Source organism: Flavobacterium orientale (genome assembly GCF_014638005.1).
GTDB lineage: Bacteria > Bacteroidota > Bacteroidia > Flavobacteriales > Flavobacteriaceae > Flavobacterium > Flavobacterium orientale.
On record NZ_BMFG01000008.1, the window covers coordinates 131,990 to 154,959 of the forward strand.

Here is a 22,970-nt window from a genome sequence, read left to right on the forward strand (position 1 = left end):
AACCTTTTGCCAACTATTGTGCTCTTTATAAGAAAGCAAACCAATTGTGATGGAAAAAAATATCATTCAAGCCTGCAAAAAAATGCACCGAGACGCTCAGCGGAAGGTGTATGAGCACATGGGACCCAAATTGTATCAGTTATGCAAACGGTATCTCAAAAAAGAGGAAGAAATAGAAGAAGCTTTGGCCGATGCATTCTACACTATTTTCACCAAAATTGATCAATTAAAAGAAGACCACGCATTTGAAGCTTGGGCTCGAAAAATCACAGTCAATCAGTGTTTACTGACGTTGCGGAAAAATGTGAATTTTAATTTGTACTTAGATGATGTCAAATTATCCTCGCAACCTACAACGGACGAAATTACTGATTTGGAAGAAGAAGACTTACTCAACCTGCTTCAATTGATTCCCGACGGATGCAAAGCCATCTTTAATCTGTTTGTTATCGAAGGGTATTCTCACAAGGAAATTGCACTGCAATTAGGCATTTCAGAAGGTACTTCAAAATCACAATTGAACGCTTCAAAAACCAAATTGAAAGAGTTAGTGAACAATTTTTATTATCAAAAGGCAAAATAGTTATGGAAAATCAAGATAAATTATACGATAAAATGAAACAAGCGGCAAAAAATGCCGAATCGAATTCATTTCCTGGAATGGAAAAAGTCTGGGCACGTGTGGAAGAGAAATTAGATAAAAAAGAAGATAAAAAAGTAATCATTCTTTGGAAAAAATGGGCAATTGCCGCTTCACTCCTATTGTTTGTTTCTATTGGTTATCAATTTTTGAAATCGGATAAAGAAGTGATTAAAAATGAGAATCCGATTGTGATTGAAAATAAGGATACAATTCAAAATGTTTCTCCTTTAAATATTGAAAAAACACAAGAAAAAGTGGTTGTTTCTACTGAAGTTAAATCTGAAAAGAATTCAAATGCTGAAACAATTTCAAAAGAATCAATCCTAAAAAACGCTATTAAAAAAGAACATCAAGTGGTTTCTGTTTTTAACGATAGCTTGATTAAATTGAATGATTTGATTGCTTTAGATGAAGAAAAAAATAAACTTGTTTCTAAAGAAATTCCAACCGTAAAAATTTCAAGTGAAGAAATAAATAAACTAACCGGAGAACTAATGATTACAGGTGTTGTAATGGATAATTATAATCTTCCATTGCCAGGAGTTACTGTTTTGGTTAGGGGAACTTTAAATGGAACTCAATCCGATTATGATGGCAAATTTGCGATAAAAGCAAAAAAAGGTGAAACATTGGAGTTTAGCTTTATTGGAATGAAAACGCAAACAGCTAAGATTGATACTTCTACTAATTTCAATATTGCGTTAGCAGATGATACTGAATCACTTCAAGAAGTTGCGTTACTTGGTTATCGAACAACTTCTAAAACAACAACAGTAAGTTCTATAGCAACGGTAAGCTCAAACGATATGATTAAAAACAGTAAAAGAAATAAAGAAAAAAAATCTTATCCTTCTAATTCTGCAAGTTCAACATTGTCCGGTTATGTTAGTGGTGTTCAAATTGCTCAAAATAATCCACAAAATAATATAAGAATAAGAGGAGTTCCTTCTTTAAAATCTAACATTGAACCCTTAATCATTTTAGACGGTAAACCCATTTCCCAAAAAGAAATGCAAATGCTTAGTCCAAATGACATACAAGATATTACAATTTTAAAAGACGCTTCAGCCAACTCAGTTTACGGCAATCGAGGGAACAATGGTGTAATAGTAATCAAGACTAAAAAAGGAAATTCCGAAAAACTCTCCAAAAGGCAACTCAAAAAGAAACTAAAAGAATTAGAAGAAGCTCAAAAACAAGCACCAAATCAATGGCCAATCAATGATCCAACGCAAGACGAATCGTATGAATCCTTTGAAGAAAACGCTTTTGAGAGTCCGACTACAGCACCGCTTTCAACTTTTTCTATTGATGTTGACAATGCTTCGTACACCAACATTCGCCGTTTTATCAACAACGGACAAACTGTGCCAAAAGATGCTGTTCGGGTGGAAGAAATGGTTAACTTTTTTAAATACAATTATAAAGAACCAACCAATGAACATCCGTTTTCAATTCATACGGAATATAGCGATTGTCCTTGGAATAGTAATCATAAAGTATTGAAAGTTGGCTTGCAAGGCAGAAATATTCCAAACGATAATTTACCGCCTTCCAACTTAGTTTTTCTAATTGATGTTTCGGGTTCAATGAACGATCAAAATAAATTGCCATTATTGAAACAATCAATGAAAATTTTGGTAGAACAACTTCGTAAAAAAGACAAAGTTTCAATCGTGGTTTATGCCGGAGCAGCCGGAATGGTTTTACCTCCTACTTCTGGCGACGATAAAAAGACCATCATCGATGCATTAGAAAATTTACAAGCCGGAGGAAGTACTGCTGGTGGTGCAGGAATTGAATTAGCGTATAAAATTGCTCAGGAAAACTTTGTAAAAAGCGGAAACAACCGAGTAATTTTGGCTACTGACGGCGATTTCAACGTAGGTGCCTCATCTGATAAAGACATGCAAACCTTAATTGAAGAAAAAAGAAAAAGCGGTGTTTTCCTAACGTGTTTGGGTTACGGAATGGGTAATTACAAAGACAGCAAAATGGAAACCATTGCCAACAAAGGAAACGGAAATTATGCTTACATCGATAATATTCAAGAAGCCAATCGATTTTTAGGAAAAGAATTCAAAGGGTCAATGTTTGCCATCGCAAAAGATGTGAAAATTCAAATCGAATTCAATCCGCAACACGTCCAAGCCTATCGATTGATTGGTTATGAAAACCGAAAATTAAAAGACGAAGATTTTGTGAATGATACCATTGATGCCGGCGAATTAGGTAGCGGTCACACCGTTACGGCTTTGTATGAAATTATTCCGACCAATGTGAAAAGTGACTTTTTTAAAGAACCTATTGAACTGAAATATTCTAAAACCGAAAATTCTTCAACCGTTTTTGGTAATGAATTAGCCACCATCAAATTCCGATACAAAAAACCGGATGGCGAAAAAAGTATTGAAATGGTTCAGGTGATTGAAAACAAATCAATTCTAATAGAAAATTCATCAGATGATTTTAAATTTTCATCAGCTGTAGCTTGGTTTGGATTAAAATTAAGAGATTCAAAATTAGTGGTAAACAAAGAAAGTGAAGCCATCAAAACCTTAGCAAAAAAAGGACTTTCCAACGATGAAGATGGTTATAGAGCCGAGTTTATCCGATTGGTTGAAACCGTAAAATAAAAAATTGGTTACTCTGAAAACCTGACAATTAACACAAATTGTCAGGTTTTTTATTAACCGTACTTTAACAACTGATGTATAAATTTTCTGAAAAAATTTCATCAAATTTGTTGTAAAATGTAGTTTATGTTTCTCAAGAAAATCAGTCTGACTTTTTTGCTTCTTTTTATCACATTGTTTGAACTTTGTGCACAAGAAAAATTCACCTTAAGTGGAACAATAACAGACCAACGAAGTAATGAAACTTTGTATGGCGTTAACCTAATTGTAACCGATCTCAAAACAGGTGCTACAACTAATGAATATGGCTTTTTCTCCTTGTCACTTCCAGCAGGAACCTATGAGATTCAAATCAGTTATTTGGGTTTTCAAACTATTACAGAAACTTTGGTTTTGGATAAAAATATTCGTAAAAATTTTGCATTAATTGAAACTGCACAACAACTGAATGAAGTAATTGTTTCTGACCGAAAATTAAGATCAGAAATCAAGAAAGCAGAAATGAGTGTCAACAAACTTTCCATTCAAGAAATAAAAGAAATGCCGGTTTTAATGGGTGAAGTTGATATTTTGAAGTCATTGCTTACGCTTCCAGGTGTTACTAGTGCCGGAGAAGGACAATCCGGTTTTAATGTTCGTGGTGGTGGAGCTGACCAAAATTTGATATTGTTAGACGAAGCTACGATTTACAATTCATCCCATTTGTTTGGTTTATTTTCGGTTTTTAATCCGGATGCTATTAAAGATTTAAAATTATATAAAGGTGGAATTCCGGCTCGATACGGCGGGAGACTTTCTTCTGTTTTGGATATTTATCAAAAAGAAGGAAACAGCAAAGAATTTCACATGAATGGTGGAATCGGATTAATTTCCAGTAGAATTTTAGCCGAAGGACCTATAGTGAAAGACAAAGGTTCTTTTTTAGTTGCAGGAAGAGGCACCTATGCTCATTTATTTTTAAAATTAACTGACATCGACAATACAGCTTATTTTTATGATTTGAATACAAAGTTGAGTTATAAAATTAATGATAACAATAACATTTATTTTTCAGGATATTTTGGTCGCGATGTGTTTAGCTTGAGCAATACTTTTGTAAATACTTATGGTAATGCGGTGCTAAACTTACGATGGAATCACTTATTTTCAGATAAATTATTCAGCAACATGTCATTCATTTATTCTGATTATTATTATGGTTTGGAACTAGATTTTGTTGGTTTTGAATGGAATAGCGGTATCAAAAATTACAATTTTAGATATGACTTCAAACATTATTTGAATGACAAATTAAAATTGACCTACGGTGCTAATGCTATTTATTACACATTCAATCCTGGAAAAATTGAACCAAGCCGTCCTGATTCAGGAATCAATGCAGATCAATTGGATAAAAAATATGCTTTTGAATCAGCACTTTACATTGATGCTGAACACCAAATTTCAGAAAAAATTGCTGTTTCTTATGGTATTCGTTACAGTAATTTTTTACGATTAGGTGAACAAACGTTAAATGTTTACGAAAACAATCAAGCGGTTACCTTCAACCCTACTTTTCAAATTTATGAAAGTGCAGAAGCTATAGGAACTATCTCCTACGGTAAGAATCAAACCATAGCTCAATTTGATAATTGGGAACCTCGTTTCAGTATTTCTTATGCCATAAACGATAATCAATCGGTAAAAGCGAGTTATAATCGAATGAGTCAGTATTTGCATCTGATTTCAAATACGCAATCTCCTACTCCGCTTGATGTTTGGGCTCCAAGCGATAACTTTTTAAAACCACAATTATTGGATCAATATGCAATTGGCTATTTTCAAAATTTTAAAGACGACACCTATTCTTTAGAAGTAGAAACGTATTATAAGAATATAAAAGACAGAGTGGATTATATTGATGGTGCGAATTTGATTGCCAACGAAGCTATTGAACGTGTCGTTTTAAACGGACGCGGACGAGCTTATGGAATGGAAATTTTATTCAGAAAAAATGTGGGTCGATTCAACGGATGGTTAGCCTATACCATTGCAAGAACAGAACAACAAGTTGTTGGTAGAACACCAGAAGAGACCGGGATTAATAATGGCGATTGGTATAAAACCGGATTTGACAAACTAAACGATATTTCTGTAGTTGGAAACTATAAACTCAATGAGAAATGGCGTTTTGGAGCTAATTTTTCATTACAAACCGGTCAACCTGTTACTTTCCCAAATGGTCAATATGAATATTTAGGAATTACAGTACCTAACTTTACCAGTAGAAATGACAGTAGATTACCAACCTATCATCGTTTGGATGTTTCAGCTACTTTGACACCTTCAAAAAACAAAAACAGAAAGTGGCAAGGTGAATGGGTTTTTGGATTTTATAATATTTATAATCGTCAAAATGCTGCTTCCATTACTTTTAGACAAAATGATGAAACGGCTAGAAATGAAGCCATCCGATTATCCATTTTTGGAATTGTTCCGAGTGCTACTTATAATTTTAAATTTTAAGCTATGAAAAAAATTCAAATAGTACTTTTTTCGTTTTTATTGATTGCTTTTTCAAGCTGTGAAGAAGTGATTGATGTAAATCTTCAAACAGCACCTCCTCGTTTGGTTGTTGAAGCTTCAATTAACTGGATTAAAGAAACACCCGGTAACATTCAAGTAATACGACTTTCTACAACAACAGGTTATTTCAACAATGAGATTCCTGCAGTTAGTAATGCTTTTGTTACGGTAACAAATAGTTTAGGGACTGTTTTTAATTTTATAGAAATTGAACAACCCGGACTTTATGTTTGTACCAATTTTATCCCGGTGGTTGATGAAATTTATACGCTAACAATTGAACATGAAGGTCAAATTTATACATCAACTGAAAGACTTTTAGCAACGCCATCTGTAACTCGAATTGAGCAACAAAACGATGCAGGACCTCTAGCAAACGCAACAGAAGTTAAGTTCTTTTTTAATGACATTCCGGATGAAACTAACTTTTACTTTTTGAGTATATTAGACCCCTATAAAGTTATTCCTGAATATGGTGTTTTGGAAGATCGTTTTTTTCAAAACAACGAAATGTTTGGTCTTTATTTTAGTGATGAGTTTAAACCAAATGATACAGTTACTTTTGCGATGAGTGGTGTTTCTCAACAATATTATAATTATATGAATATTTTGTTGGCTCAAGTTGGAACCACTAGTGCTGGACCTTTTAGTACACCAACTTCAACAGTTCGCGGAAATATTGTAAACCAAACTGAATTTGAAAATTTTGCTTTGGGATATTTTAGATTGGGAGAAACGGAAGTGAAGGAATATGTTATTCAGTGATTAAAATAGTTTTATTTAATAAATCAAATAGCTCTTTAGAACACAGATTTTAAAAATTTGAGAAATTAATAAAATAGGGGCAAGAATTTTTAAAATGAATCAGTTTTTTATTTTATAGATTTTTTAAATTTTTTAAATCTGTGTTCTTTATCTTTCAATATTCAATAAATTAAACCATGTCATCACACCACATCATCAAAGACGATCAGGAACCTGCACTAATCATTGCCAACGGAGCTTCCTGTAGCGAAGAACTATTGGGTCAATTATTAGAATGGTCGCCATTGGTTATTGTCCTAGATTCAGCTATTAGCCGTGTGATTGAATTAGGCATTAAAGTAGATGTTTTGTTAGGTGATTTTGATCGAGATTTTGATGCCGATTATTACAAACAAATTCAATATCCGCTTGAAATTATCCACACACCCGACCAGAATAAAACCGATTTAGAAAAAGCGTTTGATTATTTAGTTGAACGAAATTTTCCCGCCGTAAATGTCGTTTGGGCAACAGGAAAAAGAGCCGATCATACGATTACCAATATCACATCGATAGTGAAATTTAGAAATAAGTTGAAAATTGTTTTATTTGATAATCATTCCAAAATATTTCTTCTTCCCAAAAAATATGAAAAATGGTATCCAAAAAATACGGTCATTTCACTAATTCCAATTGGGGCTGTTTATGGTATTCATTCTCAAAATTTATTTTATCCTCTAAAAAATGATTCACTGACAATTGGTTATCGAACTGGTAGCAGTAATCACGTTTCCCAAGATGGAATTGTCACAATCGAACATGAAGAAGGCGATTTGATTTTGATGGAATGTTGGGATTAAAAACCTTAAATTAATTAAAATTGTGTAAATTTATATTTTACACCAACTCCTATTTTGAAAAATATTTCCAGATCAGAAAAATCAACGTTACATCCTCGAAACAAGCACCGTTCTCGTTATGAATTTGATGTATTAATCCAAAAAACACCGGAATTAAAATCATATATTTTTAACAACGAGCATGGAATTGAAACTATAGATTTCAGTAATCCGATATCAGTTAAAACATTGAATAAAGCCTTACTCAAAACCTATTACGACATTTTAGATTGGGAATTGCCCCAAGATTATCTTTGTCCGCCAATTCCCGGAAGAGCAGATTACATTCATCATATTGCTGATTTGTTGGCCGAAGTCAATCAGAATAGTATCCCAACAGGAAATGCTATTATGGGTTTAGATATTGGTGTTGGAGCCAACTGCATCTATCCTATTTTAGGGAATGCCGAGTATGATTGGAGTTTTGTAGCAACAGATATTGATGTTAATGCTCTTGAAAATTGTATTTCCATTATTGAAAATAATCCGCATTTAAACGAAGTAATCAGCTTACAACAACAAGTCAATTCAAGATTTATTTTTAAAGATATTATTCAACCCGAAGATAAATTTGCGTTTACCATTTGCAACCCGCCTTTTCACGATTCTAAAGAAGAAGCTGCAAAAAGTGCAACACGAAAAGTGTCTAATTTGACGAATCAAAAAACAATAAATCCCATATTGAATTTTGGTGGACAAAGCAATGAACTTTGGTGTGAAGGAGGCGAACTAGCCTTTATCACCCAAATGATTTATGAAAGTGTAAAATATCCCAAACAATGTTTTTGGTTTACAACTTTAGTTTCAAAAAAAGACCATTTAAAAAGCATTTATAAAACACTCAACAAAGTAGAAGCAGCCACCATCAAAACCATCGAAATGAATCAAGGACAAAAAATAAGTCGTCTAGTTGCTTGGACGTTTTTAAGCGAAAATCAACAGAAAGATTGGAAGTTTTAATAAGCTTGAATGATATATTATTTTTACTTTTCTTAACTTAGCAACTCAGTAAATCAGCCTCTCAGCAACTCAACAATGAAATTCCAAGTCATCTCAGATTATATACCTACCGGCGATCAACCACAAGCCATTGACAAATTAGCCAACGGCATCTTGAATGGAGAAAAGTACCAAACCTTATTGGGTGTTACCGGTTCGGGAAAGACATTTACTGTTGCCAACGTTATTGAAAAAGTTGAAAAACCAACCTTAGTTTTAGCACACAACAAAACACTTGCGGCACAATTATATTCGGAATTCAAGCAATTTTTTCCGAATAATTCGGTGCAGTATTTTGTTTCGTATTATGATTATTATCAACCTGAAGCCTATATTCCGGTTACGGGAACGTATATAGAAAAAGATTTATCCATCAACGAAGAATTAGAAAAACTTCGTCTCAGCACCACTTCTGCCCTACTTTCCGGTCGCAGAGATGTGTTGGTCGTTGCTTCCGTTTCGTGTTTGTATGGTATCGGAAATCCAGTCGAATTTCAAAAAAATGTCATTTCGATTGATCGAGGTGAAATTATTTCTAGAACTAAACTATTGCATCGATTAGTTCAAAGTTTATATTCACGAACTGAAGCTGAATTTACTCCGGGAACATTCAGAATCAAAGGTGATATTGTTGAAATTTTTCCAAGTTATGCCGATGATCCGTTTCGTGTACATTTCTTTGGAGATGAAATAGAAGAAATTGAAGCATTCGACACGAAAACATCCAAAGTAATCGAAAGATATTCTAAATTAAATATTTATCCCGCCAATATGTTTGTGACTTCTCCTGATGTGTTGCAAGGTGCGATATGGGAAATACAACAAGATTTGGTCAAACAAGTGGATTATTTCAAAGAGATTGGCAAACATTTAGAAGCTAAACGTTTGGAAGAACGAACGAATTTCGATTTAGAGATGATTCGCGAATTAGGCTATTGTTCGGGCATTGAAAATTATTCACGTTATTTAGACGGTCGTCAACCCGGAACTCGTCCTTTCTGTTTGTTAGATTATTTTCCGGATGATTTTTTAATGGTTGTTGATGAAAGTCACGTTACCATTTCACAAGTTCATGCCATGTATGGTGGCGATCGAAGCCGTAAAGAAAACCTCGTTGAATTCGGATTCCGACTACCTGCTGCAATGGATAACCGTCCGTTAAAGTTTGAAGAATTTGAAGCCTTGCAAAACCAAGTCATCTACGTTTCTGCAACTCCGGCTGATTATGAATTACAGAAAAGCGAAGGAATTTATGTAGAACAAGTTATTCGTCCAACCGGTTTATTAGATCCCATCATAGAAATTCGTCCCAGTTTAAACCAAATTGACGATTTAATCGAAGAAATCCAACTTCGTTGCGAAGCCGATGAACGTGTTCTAGTCACCACGTTAACCAAACGAATGGCGGAAGAACTGACAAAATATTTAACCAAAGTTTCCATCCGATGCCGTTATATTCATTCTGATGTTGACACCCTCGAACGCGTGGAAATCATGCAAGATTTACGTAAAGGTTTGTTTGATGTTTTAATTGGTGTGAATTTACTCCGTGAAGGATTGGACTTACCCGAAGTTTCTTTAGTTGCGATTTTGGATGCTGACAAAGAAGGCTTTCTTCGTAGTCATCGCTCGCTTACGCAAACTGTTGGTAGAGCTGCACGAAACGTAAACGGAAAAGCAATCATGTATGCCGATAAAATCACGAATAGTATGCAAAAAACTATTGATGAAACCAATTACCGTCGCGAAAAGCAAATTGCTTATAATACACTTCATGGTTTATTTCCAAAAGCCTTGAACAAAAGTTTGGGTAATGCATTGAGTGGTAATTCGGTTTCCACTCAATATTATGAAGACAAAATCTTGAAAGCTGCAGAACCTGAAAATTTATACCTCACCAAACCGGAAATCGAAAAGAAAATTCGTGATTTACGAAAAATGATGGAAAAAGCTGCAAAAGAACTTAACTTTATTGAAGCCGCAAAGTTTAGGGATGAGATTAAAAGTTTGCAGGACAAGATTTAATATTATATAAGATTTATATTATATTTTTATATATTTTTTGTATTTCATCGATTTTTTAATGCTTTTTATCTATGCTTTTATATCTTTAAGCACCTCAAATATAAAGCATTATGAAAACTAGTCAAACAAACCAACAAACGCAATCAAAAAATTTCATTTGTACGATAATTGGTCATCGTTATCAGGAAACTAGAAAAGTGACTAATCATTTTAGTGAATATTCCTGTAAATGTTGTGGTAAACAAATGACAGAAGATACGAGAGGTCGATTAATTCAACTTACTCCAGAATTGAAAGAGATTAATGCTACTTTGTCATTATTATTTCAACGAAGACATTTAGTCAATTCTTAAAAAAATCCATTTTCTTAGTAACAATTTTGTAGTTTAGATGTCTTACTTAATAACTACAAAAAATATACTATTGGAAACGATTCTTACTATAACCAATCTCAATAAAAAATTTGGTGTTTTACATGCTGTAAACAATTTATCTTTAGAAATAAAAAAAGGAAATGTTTATGGAATTTTAGGCCCGAACGGCAGTGGAAAATCTACCACATTAGGAATTATCCTCAATGTTGTCAATAAAACTTCTGGTGAATACAAATGGTTTGGTGGCAAACTTGAAACACATGAAGCCTTAAAAAAAGTGGGAGCTATAATTGAACGTCCCAATTTTTACCCTTACATGAGTGCTTATGAAAACCTAAAATTGGTTTGCCACATCAAGGAAATTTCAGAAAACAAAATCGATGAAAAATTAGAAGTTGTTGGTTTGCTTGATAGAAAGAATAGCAAATTCAAAACTTTTTCATTGGGAATGAAACAACGTTTGGCTATTGCTTCAGCGTTATTAAACGATCCTGAAATTCTCATTTTAGACGAACCTACCAATGGTTTAGATCCTCAAGGAATCAGACAAATTAGAGATATCATCAAATTAATTGCTTCGAATGGCACAACTATTTTGTTAGCTTCTCATTTATTGGATGAAGTAGAAAAAGTGTGTTCGCATGTTTTGGTTTTACAAAAAGGAAAAATGCTTTATTCCGGAAAAGTTGATGGAATAATGTCTAACGAAGGTTTTTTTGAACTCGAAGCTTCTAATTTAAATCAATTATCAGAGACACTTTCACAATTATCAGCTGTTGAAAAAATTACTATTGAAGAGGGAAAAGTTTTAGTTTTTCTTAAAACACCAATGGAAGCCTCAGAATTAAACACGTATTTGTTTCAAAAAGGAATTGTATTGAATCATCTTGTTAAACGAAAATTTAGTTTAGAAGAACAATTTTTAGCCTTAACAAAAAACTAATTCCAATTCATTTTCTCTTTAAAATTTCAACTTATGATACGATTATTACATATAGAATTTCAAAAAATTTGGAAAAATAGAGCCAGTAGAATTTTAACTATAGCCTATTTCATATTACTCTCTTTTGTGGCATTACTTGCTTCTATCAATTTTAAATTTATTGGAATAGATTTCAGATTAGCCGATATGGGTTTGTTTAATTTTCCTTTTATCTGGCATTTTAATACTTACATGGCCTCTATATTAAAACTTTTTCTTGCTATTGTAATTGTTTCGATGATGGCCAACGAATATTCGTATGGCACTTTAAAACAAAACTTAATTGACGGATTGAGTAAAAAAGAATTCATTCTTTCCAAATTTTACACTGTTGTTGCTTTTGCTTTAGCTTCCACTGTTTTTATGTTTGTTTTGAATTTGATTTTAGGTTTGAATTTTTCTTCATACAATGAAGCTGACATTATTTTTAAAGACACCTCCTATTTAGTTGCTTATTTTTTAAAATTGGTTGGTTTTTTTAGTTTTTGTTTATTCTTAGGAATTTTGGTCAAACGATCTGCATTTGCTTTAGGATTTTTATTTGTTTGGAACATTGTTGAAGCCATCTTAAAATGGAATGTTTTTGCCAAACTTAATAAATCAGAGACATTCAGTCAATTTTTGCCTTTGGAGTCAATGAGTAATTTGATTAGAGAACCTTTTACCCGATTGAACATTATTAAAAATATTGAAACAACTGTTGGTGGAGAAGCAATTTCCAGAGATTATAGTGTGCAATTTATACCTTGTATCATCGTCTCCATTTGGATTTTAATTTTTATAATTTTATCATATAAAATTCTACAAAAACGAGATTTATAGTATCTTTGCCGATGCTATGATTATATCCAAAAAAATAAATTTATCGCTATTTATTATCGGTAGTTATCTCACTTCATTTGCTCAATCTATTACAGTAGATGATAGTTATACTGCCAACCAATTGGTTGAAAATGTTTTAATTAACAGTCCTTGTGCCAATGTTTCCAATATTTCTGTTTCTGGATGGGACACTTCACAAAACGGAACAAGTTATGGTTATTTTACGAATGTTTCCAATGCATTTCCATTTGCCAATGGTGTAATTCTCGCCACCGGAAGAGCTGTTTCGGCAATTGGTCCAAATAATTCTTTATTAAGCGAAGGTCCCACAACATGGTTAGGTGATGGCGATTTGGAACAAGCAATTGGAGAATCAAATACCATAAACGCAACGGTTTTAGAATTTGATTTTCTTCCATTGGCTACAAAGGTAAGTTTTGAATATGTTTTCTCTTCAGAGCAATATTTGTCAAACCCAAATAGTAATCAGTGTAATTTCTCAGATGGTTTTGCTTTTTTATTGAGAGAAGTTGGTTCATCAAATCAATATCAAAATTTGGCCGTAGTTCCGGGTACTAATGTTCCTGTAAAAATCACGACTGTCAGAGGACCGGGAACTATTTGTCCACAAGCTAATCCACAATATTTTGATGCCTTTAACGGCACAGATCATCCTACAAATTACAACGGGCAAACCAAAGTTTTAAAAGCAGAAGCAACTGTAACACCCGGAGTTTTATATCATATAAAATTGGTTGTTGCTGATCAAGGAAATCAATTTTATGATTCTGCTATTTTTTTAGGTGGTGGAAGTTTTAAAGTAGAAATTGATTTAGGTCCCGATCGCCTTTTTGCCACTTCAAATCCTGTTTGCTCAGGAGAAACCTATGAATTGGATGGTACTCAAGCAGGAAACAACACCTATCAATGGTTTAAAAATGGAATTGTGATTGCAAATGCAACACAACCTTTATATACAGTTACAGATTCCGGAATTTATTCGGTTGAAGTCACCTTACAAAGTTCTACTTGTATCGCAAGAGGAGAAGTAGTTGTAGAATATTCAAATTTACCTGATGCAAATCCTGCTTCAATTCAAGAATGCGATCCCGATGGTGATGGAACTACCACATTTAATTTAAACCAATTAATTCCTACGATAACAAATAACAATCCACAAGCCGTAACAATTTTTTATCCTTCACTACTTGACGCTCAAAATTTCACAAACAGTATACAAAACACTTCTGCTTATAATTCCATTGCAACTACAATTTATGCTAGTGTATTTAATAACTATTCTTGTAAAACTACAGTTCCGATAACTCTAAACATTTCTACAGATTCAATTGCAACGCCGCAACCCTTCACAATTTGTGATTCTGACGGAACTTCTGACGGAATTACCACTTTCAATTTAGGTGCATCAATTACTCCAACTCTATTAAATGGACAACCTTCAGGATTAAGTGTGGCTTATTATGATAGTATAGCAAATGCTTTAAATCAAACAAATGCTTTAGCAACAAATTATACTAACAGCACTCCATTTAATCAAATCATTTATGCTAGAGTAAATTCAGGTTCAAGCTGTTATGATATAGTAACAATTAACATTCAAATCATTTCTTTTCAAGGTGCTTTTGCTTCGGAAGATAAAACTATTTGTGATGGTGGAAATTTGCTATTAACAGCACCGGTCGGCAATTTCACTTATTTATGGAATACCGGAGCAACAACAAATTCTATACAAATAAACAATCCGGGGAGCTATACAGTTAGCATTACCAACTCAAGTGGATGTTCTGCTGATAAAATATTTATAGTAACAGCATCTCAATCACCTGAAATAATTAGTGTTACAGTAAACGATTTCAATGGTGGCAATAATAGTTTACAAATTATCTCGGGAGCTACAACAGACAGCTATTCTTTAGATGGAGTTATTTATCAAAATTCTTCACTATTTACTAATTTATTGCCAGGATTATACACTGTTTATGTTAAAGACCAAAATGAATGTGGCGTTGATTTTCAACAAATTAGAATCTTAGATTACCCAAAGTTCTTTACTCCAAACGGTGATAGTTACAATGACATTTGGCAAATACAATTTTTAGATTTGAATAAATCCAAACTTTATATTTTTGATCGTTATGGAAAGTTGTTGATAGAATTAACCACAAGAATTCCTTTTTGGGATGGTACTTTTAATGGCCAATCACTTCCCGCCTCTGATTATTGGTTTGTTTTACAATTTGAAGATGGTGGTTTAATAAAAAGTCACTTCAGTCTTATAAGATAATTTAGTATCTTTGATATCCTTTCAAAAACAAGATGAAAAAAATTGCTATACTTTTTCTTTTGATGGGATTTTCTGTGTTTGCTCAATTTAGCAAAACGCATTATATCCCACCATTATCAGGTTCTGATGGTCAACCGGCTCAGAATCAATTCTTATATATTTCATGTCCTAACTTAACTCCTGTAAATTTCACCATTACAGTATTAGGTGGTAATACAATTAATGGAACCGTTTCAAGAGACAATCCATACATATTATCAATTGGCTTTGGCACAGATTCTCAGCTTCATGTCAGTAAAGGGTTGGTTAATACTATTCTTGACAACAAAGGGTATGTTATTGAAGCAGAAGATCAAGTATATGTTGCAGTTCGTTTAACTGCTACTCCACAAAATTTTCAAGCTGGTGGTTTGGTTTCAAAAGGACTTGCTGCTTTAGGAACACAATTTAGAATAGGTGCTTTCGTAAATACTGGAATTTCGGGAATAACATTAAATCACTATACTTTTGTTTCCATTTTGGCAACTGAGAATAACACAACCATAAATTTCAGTGATATTAAACCTGGAGTTTCATTAATAAACAATGCTTTTGCCGGTAACAATCCGAATGCAATTATATTAAATCGTGGTGAAACTTTTGTAATGGCTGTTGACGGACCCACTAACGCAAATCGGGATGGATTAATTGGTTCCTTAGTAAGTTCTGATAAACCTATTGCGGTTAATTGCGGTTCATATGCAGGAACTAATGGAAACAATGACAACAATATTGATTTAGGTTTTGATCAAATTGTATCTGCAGAACGAACAGGAAATCAATATATTTTTATAAAAGGTTTTGGAGAAACAGTAACAGAACGACCTTTAATTGTTGCACATGAAGATAACACACAGGTTTTTTTGAATAATAATATTGGAACTCCCGATTTTATAATCAATGCCGGAGACTATTTGATTTTAGATGGAAATTCATTTAGTGCAAATGATAATCTATATGTTCAAACTTCAAAAAATGTTTTTGCATATCAAGGAGTTGGAGGAAGTACGCAGGCTAATCAAGAGCTTTATTTTGTACCACCATTGAGTTGTCAAACCCCAAAAATAATAAATAATATTCCATTTTTAGACAACATAGGTGGCTTGTCTTTTACAGAAAACAGTGGCGTAAATTTAGTTACTAAAACCGGTGCTACATTGGAATTTATTATCAATGGGATTACTTACACCTACGATAATTTACCACAAAGCATTTTTGCTCAAGGTCCATTTTTTGTAGATGGAAATCCGGAATATGTTACTTATAAAATTAACGGTTTGGGCGGTAATGTTTCTGTTTTTTCAACTGATGAACTTTATTTATCATATTATGGTTCCAGTGGAGCTGCTACTTATGGTGGTTTTTATTCAGGATTTACTTTTCGTCCGGAAATCACATTTAACAGGTTAAGTGTCGCTGCAGAAAACTGTATTCCAAACATCAATTTAACTGTAAATTCACTTTCTCCTTTTGATAGTTACCAATGGTATTATAATGATGCAATTATAGATGGTGCAACAAATTCTTCTTATACACCTACTCAACCAGGTTATTATTATTTAAAAGCCGCCATTTCTAACTGTGGTTTGGAAGAATTGATTTCTGATAAAATACCTGTCAGTGCCTGTCCGAATGATATGGATAATGATGGTGTAAATGACAATATAGATATTGATAACGATAATGATGGTATTTCAAATTGTGTTGAATCTTTTGGAGATGCTAGTTTAGATTTGACAAGTTCTTCTAATGCTCTTGTTGTTAATTCCTATTTCAATTCTTACAATGGACTTGTAACTACAAATGGAACAGAAACAGCAATTACACCTTTTACAGGTACATCAGATGGATTAATAACTACCGAAACAGCTCCAATAAAAGAGAATTCTGTAACTTACAATGTAACTTTTGCTCAACCTTTAAGTGTAGCTCTACAATATCCTGATTTGATTACAAACAATGCGTTTTTCAGTAGTGATGTTGAATATACAATCCAAGTACCAACAAATCATACGCTTACTGTTTTAGATCCGGATGGTCAATTATTAATTGATACCAATTATGATGGAATTTTTGAAAATAACGTGACCGGATTTTCAACCTTTGAATTGCGTTTTAGATTGAATAGTGGAAGTTTTTTAACTCCGGGAACTGCTACTTTTAAAATACAGACTTATTTGACCGAGTTTATTTCAATTACGCATAAAAATTTAACTGATGAACCTTCAAAATCGACACTACAATTGATTGCAACTTGTGTTCCAAAAGATTCTGATGCCGATGGAATTCCAGATCAAATTGATTTAGATAGTGATAATGATGGTATTCCTGATGTTATCGAATCACAAGGAATTGGCTTTGTTCCATATGATGGTGTAGATACAAACGGAAATGGGATGAGCGATGCTTTTGAAGAAGCAAATTTACCCATAGATTCTGATGGTGACGGTGTTCCTGATTATTTAGATTTAGATAGTGATAATGATGGTATTTATGACCTTGTTGAAACAGGATTACCTTTATTGGATGTGAATAATGACGGAAGAATTGATGGATTAACTGCAACTTTTGGAATCAATGGTCTTTTTAATGCAATAGAAACTTTTGCAGATAGTGGCATCTTAAATTACACACCTCAAGACACGGACAATGATGGTGTTTTGAACTATTTGTCATTAGACAGTGACGGTGATCTTTGTTTTGATGTTATTGAAGCCGGTTTTTTAGATTCTGATAATAATGGCCGATTAGGAACAAACCCAATTGTAGTAAATGCAAATGGTGTTGTTTTAAACAATGGCGGCTATATATCGCCAAATTCTGATTATTTGATTGGAGCTCCAATAGAAATTACGACCCAGCCTCAAGATGTTTTTGTTTGTGAATTGCAAAATACAAGTTTTACAATCGAAGCCACACTCTCTGATTCCTATCAATGGCAAGTGAGTACGGATGCAACTACATGGACTGATTTAACGAACAATGTGAACTACTCAGGTGTAACAACTGTTAGTTTACAAATCAATAATGTGACCAATGAAATGAATGGCAATTTGTATCGTATTATTTTAAATAGAAACGGAAACAGTTGTGGATTAATTTCAGAAGGAGGTATTCTAACAATTTATCCATTACCAACCATAAACTCTCCTGTCAATTTAGTACAATGTGATGATGATACCGACGGAATTTCTGCTGTGAATTTAAGACAAAAAGAAAATGAGATTTCATCAAATTTTGCTAATGAAACTTTTACTTATTTCACCAATGAAATTGCTGCAATAAATGATGATAATACTTTCTTAATAAACGATCCAATTGCTTATGTAACCGGAAACTCAACCGTTTGGGTAAGAGTAGTAAATCAAGACGGGTGTTTTAGAGTTGGTCAATTAAATGTTTTTGTGTCAGCAACACAAATACCATCCTCTTTTCTAAGAACTTTTGTAAAATGTGATGATTTTATCGATGCTCAAAATGATGATAGAGATGGTGTTTCTCAGTTTGATTTTAGTAATGTTACTGCCGAAATTTCAGCATTATTACCTGCTACAACTCCATTTACCATTAAATATTATAAAACATTAGCTGATGCATTGGCAGAAACAAATACTAATGGTGATGATTTAGCAATTGATCCTTCAAATTACAGAAATATTGGATTTCCGAACTTTCAGCAAATTTGGGTTCGTGTTGAAAGCAATTTAGATAATGCCTGTTTTGGTTTAGGGCCATATATCGAACTAACGGTCGAAGCTCTTCCGCTTGCTCCTACGCTACCTGAATTTAAAGTTTGTGATGACAACCAAGATGGTTTGTTTGCATTCGACACAAGTAATTTAAATTCATCACTTTTGAATGGTCAAAATCAAGCTTCAATTTCATTTACTTTTACTGATAGTTTTGGCACTACTTACTTAAATGAATTACCAAATCCATTTGTATCTCCAAGTCAAATCGTAACCGTTCGAATGACAAATACAGCAACTCAAGCTTCTGACGGACCTTGTTTTGACGAAACAGAATTACAATTTACAGTTGATATCAGACCAATTGCTTTTCCGGTTACTATTTCTGCTTCATGTGATACTGATGGTACAGAAGATGGTTTTTTTGGATTTAACACAACTAACATTCAAACAACATTACTAGGAAATCAAACTGGAATGGATGTCAGTTATTTTGATAGTTCAGGACAACCACTATCGAGTCCGCTACCAAATCCATTTATCACCAATACGCAAACAATTACTGCTGTTGTAACAAATCCTTTAAACACAAATTGTCCAGCTTCAACACCAATTACGTTTACAGTACATCCATTACCTCAATTAGCACCAGACACAACCATACGCTTATGTAAGGATACACAAACAACTATAAATGCCGGTTTACTTAGTGGAAATCCACAAAGTTTTACCTACCAATGGTTTTATAATACGTCACCAATTACTGGTGGAACTCGTCCCACTTTAAACATAACTGAAAACGGAATTTATACTATAATTGTGACTTCACCTTTTGGGTGTATCCAAGAAAGAAATATTATTGTTTTACCGTCTGAACCAGCCATCATCGAAGAAATTCAAATAATAGATTTAGTTGATATTAACTCAGTGACCATATTAGTTTCTGGAACCGGTGATTATGTATACAGCCTGACTTCTATTGACGGACCATATCAAGAATCTAACGTATTTACAAATGTTGCACCAGGCATTTATACTGTTTTTATAAAAGATATAAATGATTGTGGTATTGTGACAAGAGTTATTTCGGTTCTTGGAATCCCTAAATTTTTTACTCCAAATGGTGATGGTTATAATGATACATGGAACATTAAAGGAGTTAGCGATCAGTTTAATAAAAATTCCATTTTATATATTTATGATCGCTATGGAAAATTAGTAAAACAATTAACTGCTTTGAGTTCAGGTTGGGATGGTATTTACAACGGGCAACCTTTGCCTTCAACAGATTATTGGTATGTTATTGAATTAGAAGATGGCAGAATTGCAAAAGGACATTTTAGCTTAAAACGTTAGTTATGAAAAATAAGATTTTACTATTGCTTTTAGTAGCATTTTCAAGTCTATTTGGACAAGAGGTAAAAGTAGCCTCTGGAAAAGTGGAACGCATCAAAAACTTTAAATCAAAATATGTTCCTGAAAGAAATATTGATGTTTGGTTACCGGAAAATTACTCCACTAAAAAAAACTATGCTGTTCTTTATATGCATGATGGTCAAATGCTTTTTGATGACACAACAACTTGGAACAAACAAGAATGGGGAGTTGATGAAGCTATTGAAAGTTTAATTAGTGAAGGTTTTATCAAAGAAGTTATAGTTGTTGGAATATGGAATACATCCAACAGACACGCTGAATATTTTCCTCAAAAACCATTTGAAAATTTGACACAGGAAGAGTTAGAAATTGTAAATCAAAATTTAAGAGAAAATAATAGAATTGAAAATCATTTAAGACCTGTTTCTGATAATTATTTAAAATTTATTGTCACAGAATTAAAACCAATGATTGATTCTAAATACAAAACATTAAAAGACAAAGACAACACTTTTATTGCCGGTTCCAGTATGGGTGGTTTAATTTCACTTTATGCAATTTGTGAATATCCTGAAGTTTTTGGAGCGGCTGCTTGTATATCGACGCATTGGCCTGGAATTTTTGGAATGGAAAACAATCCGGTTCCTCAAGCATTATTTGCTTATTTAGAAAATTCGCTTCCTGATCCTAATGAAAATAGAATTTACTTTGATTATGGCACAGCAACTTTAGATGCACTTTATCCTCCGTTACAAAAGAAAGTAGATGAAATGATGTTATCTAATAACTTCACTACAGAAAGCTGGATTACTTTAGAATTTGAAGGTGCCGATCATTCTGAAAATGCTTGGCGAGAACGACTAATTCATCCGTTTACTTTTTTATTACGAAAATAAAAAAAGCCCATTCAGTTCATGAATGGGCTTTTTACTATCTTATAAAATTAACTTAGATTTTAAATCTTTTTCTATCGGTTTCTGTCAAATAAATTTTTCTTAAACGAATAGATTTTGGAGTAACCTCAACATACTCATCTTTTTGAATGTATTCTAAAGCTTCTTCCAAAGAGAAAATAATCGGTGGAATAATTCTTGCTTTTTCATCATTTCCGGATGAACGGACGTTAGATTGTTTTTTCTCTTTGGTTACGTTTACACTCATATCATCACCACGAGAGTTTTCTCCAATTACCTGACCTTCATAAATTTCGGTATTTGGTTCAACAAAAAACTTACCACGATCTTGCAATTTATCAATAGAGTAAGGAATAGCTTTTCCTTTTTCCATAGAAATTAACGAACCTTTGTTACGTCCGGCAATTTCTCCTTTGAAAGGTTCGTATCCAATGAAACGGTGAGCCATAATGGCTTCTCCGGCAGTTGCTGTTAACAATTGGTTACGCAATCCAATAATTCCACGTGATGGGATGTTGAATTTTACAATCATACGCTCACCTTTTGTCTCCATAGAAAGCATTTCACCTTTACGTTGAGTAACGAACTCAACCGCTCTACCTGAAAGAGTTTCCGGTAAATCAATTGTTAATTCCTCAATTGGCTCACATTTTTGACCATCAATTTCTTTGATGATAACTTGTGGTTGACCAATTTGCAACTCATACCCTTCTCTCCTCATGGTTTCAATAAGAACAGATAAGTGAAGTACTCCACGACCAAAAACCATAAACTTATCAGCTGAATCAGTTTCACCTAACTTCATCGCTAAGTTTTTCTCTAATTCTTTTGTTAAACGATCTCTAATATGACGAGAAGTTACAAATTTACCTTCTTTTCCAAAGAAAGGAGAGTCATTAATTGTAAACAACATACTCATTGTAGGCTCATCGATTGCGATAGTTTGCAACGCTTCCGGATTTTCGAAATCAGCGATAGTATCTCCAATTTCAAATCCTTCCACACCTACAATAGCACAAATATCTCCGGCGATTACTTCTGTTACTTTTTTACGTCCAAGACCTTCAAAAGTGTGTATTTCTTTAATTCTGGATTTAAGTACTTTACCATCTCTTTTTACCAAAGAAATTGGCATTCCTTCTTTTAAAACACCTCTTTCTAAACGACCAATCGCGATACGACCGGTGAATGAAGAGAAATCTAAAGAAGTAATTAACATTTGAGGAGTTCCTTCTGATACTTTAGGAGCCGGTACATTTTCAACAACCATATCCAATAATGCTTCAACATTATCCGTTACATTTTCCCAATGATCAGACATCCAATTGTTCTTAGCTGAACCATAAACGGTTGGAAAATCCAACTGCCATTCTTGAGCACCTAATTCAAACATTAAGTCGAATACTTTTTCGTGTACTTCTTCAGGAGTACAGTTTTCTTTATCTACTTTATTAATAACCACACATGGTTTTAATCCTAAGTCAATTGCTTTTTGCAATACAAAACGCGTTTGTGGCATTGGTCCTTCAAAAGCATCTACTAACAAGCAAACACCGTCTGCCATATTCAATACACGCTCTACTTCACCACCAAAATCGGCGTGACCCGGAGTGTCTATAATGTTGATTTTTGTACCTTTATAAACTACAGAAACATTCTTAGAAGTAATCGTAATTCCACGTTCACGCTCCAAGTCGTTGTTATCTAATATTAAATCACCAGTGTTTTCGTTTTCACGAAAAAGTTGACAGTGATACATAATTTTGTCAACCAAAGTAGTCTTACCGTGGTCAACGTGAGCAATAATTGCAATGTTTCTAATTGATTCCATCTGTATTTTTTTCAGGGTGCAAAGGTACACTTTATTTTCTCAAAAAAAATTTTAATATGAAACAATAGTTTACAGTAGGTTAAGATTCAATTAAATTAGGTCCAAAAATCGTAATTTAAGTAAGAT

At 33.3% G+C, this 22,970-nt stretch carries 14 protein-coding genes; 13 read left to right on the top strand and 1 reads right to left on the bottom strand.

Annotation, left to right across the window (positions count from 1 at the left end):
• Positions 1–82: 82 nt before the first annotated feature.
• From IEV15_RS11190 to IEV15_RS11250, 13 genes are all read left to right on the top strand, one after another.
• A complete protein-coding gene (locus tag IEV15_RS11190; RefSeq protein ID WP_188362635.1) occupies positions 83–583 on the top strand; it encodes an RNA polymerase sigma factor in 501 nt (166 codons plus the stop codon).
• Positions 584–585: 2 nt separating this feature from the next.
• On the top strand, positions 586–3,279 hold the full coding sequence (locus tag IEV15_RS11195; RefSeq protein ID WP_308418849.1) for a VWA domain-containing protein: 2,694 nt from the start codon (positions 586–588) through the stop codon (positions 3,277–3,279).
• 126 nt (positions 3,280–3,405) lie between these two features.
• On the top strand, positions 3,406–5,784 hold the full coding sequence (locus IEV15_RS11200) for a TonB-dependent receptor (protein WP_188362614.1): 2,379 nt from the start codon (positions 3,406–3,408) through the stop codon (positions 5,782–5,784).
• Between the two features lie 3 nt (positions 5,785–5,787).
• Positions 5,788–6,609, top strand: a complete 822-nt coding sequence (locus tag IEV15_RS11205) for a DUF4249 domain-containing protein (protein ID WP_188362615.1) — start codon at positions 5,788–5,790, stop codon at positions 6,607–6,609.
• Between the two features lie 176 nt (positions 6,610–6,785).
• On the top strand, positions 6,786–7,448 hold the full coding sequence (locus IEV15_RS11210; protein WP_188362616.1) for a thiamine diphosphokinase: 663 nt from the start codon (positions 6,786–6,788) through the stop codon (positions 7,446–7,448).
• Positions 7,449–7,502: 54 nt separating this feature from the next.
• Entirely contained in the window at positions 7,503–8,447 is a 945-nt protein-coding gene (gene rlmF, locus IEV15_RS11215; RefSeq protein WP_188362617.1) for a 23S rRNA (adenine(1618)-N(6))-methyltransferase RlmF, read from the top strand.
• A 75-nt stretch (positions 8,448–8,522) separates the two neighbouring features.
• On the top strand, positions 8,523–10,511 hold the full coding sequence (gene uvrB / locus IEV15_RS11220) for an excinuclease ABC subunit UvrB (protein ID WP_188362618.1): 1,989 nt from the start codon (positions 8,523–8,525) through the stop codon (positions 10,509–10,511).
• 110 nt (positions 10,512–10,621) lie between these two features.
• A complete protein-coding gene (locus IEV15_RS11225; protein ID WP_188362619.1) occupies positions 10,622–10,864 on the top strand; it encodes a DUF1660 family phage protein in 243 nt (80 codons plus the stop codon).
• Between the two features lie 70 nt (positions 10,865–10,934).
• Complete coding sequence (locus IEV15_RS11230) at positions 10,935–11,828, top strand: ABC transporter ATP-binding protein (protein ID WP_188362620.1); 894 nt, start codon at positions 10,935–10,937, stop codon at positions 11,826–11,828.
• 33 nt (positions 11,829–11,861) lie between these two features.
• Positions 11,862–12,689, top strand: a complete 828-nt coding sequence (locus tag IEV15_RS11235) for an ABC transporter permease (protein ID WP_188362621.1) — start codon at positions 11,862–11,864, stop codon at positions 12,687–12,689.
• A 16-nt stretch (positions 12,690–12,705) separates the two neighbouring features.
• Positions 12,706–14,994: a T9SS type B sorting domain-containing protein gene (locus IEV15_RS11240; protein ID WP_188362622.1), complete on the top strand. Its 2,289-nt coding sequence runs from the start codon at positions 12,706–12,708 to the stop codon at positions 14,992–14,994.
• 32 nt (positions 14,995–15,026) lie between these two features.
• Entirely contained in the window at positions 15,027–20,078 is a 5,052-nt protein-coding gene (locus tag IEV15_RS11245) for an FIDD domain-containing protein (RefSeq protein WP_188362623.1), read from the top strand.
• 2 nt (positions 20,079–20,080) lie between these two features.
• Positions 20,081–20,995 carry an alpha/beta hydrolase gene (locus IEV15_RS11250; protein WP_188362624.1) on the top strand — a complete coding sequence of 305 codons (915 nt, stop codon included), beginning with the start codon at positions 20,081–20,083 and terminating at the stop codon, positions 20,993–20,995.
• Between the two features lie 52 nt (positions 20,996–21,047).
• Here the strand turns inward: IEV15_RS11250 and typA are convergent, their stop codons facing one another.
• Positions 21,048–22,844 (bottom strand): translational GTPase TypA, encoded by a 1,797-nt coding sequence (typA, locus tag IEV15_RS11255; protein ID WP_188362625.1) that lies wholly within the window; start codon positions 22,842–22,844, stop codon positions 21,048–21,050.
• Between the last annotated feature and the right edge of the window lie 126 nt (positions 22,845–22,970).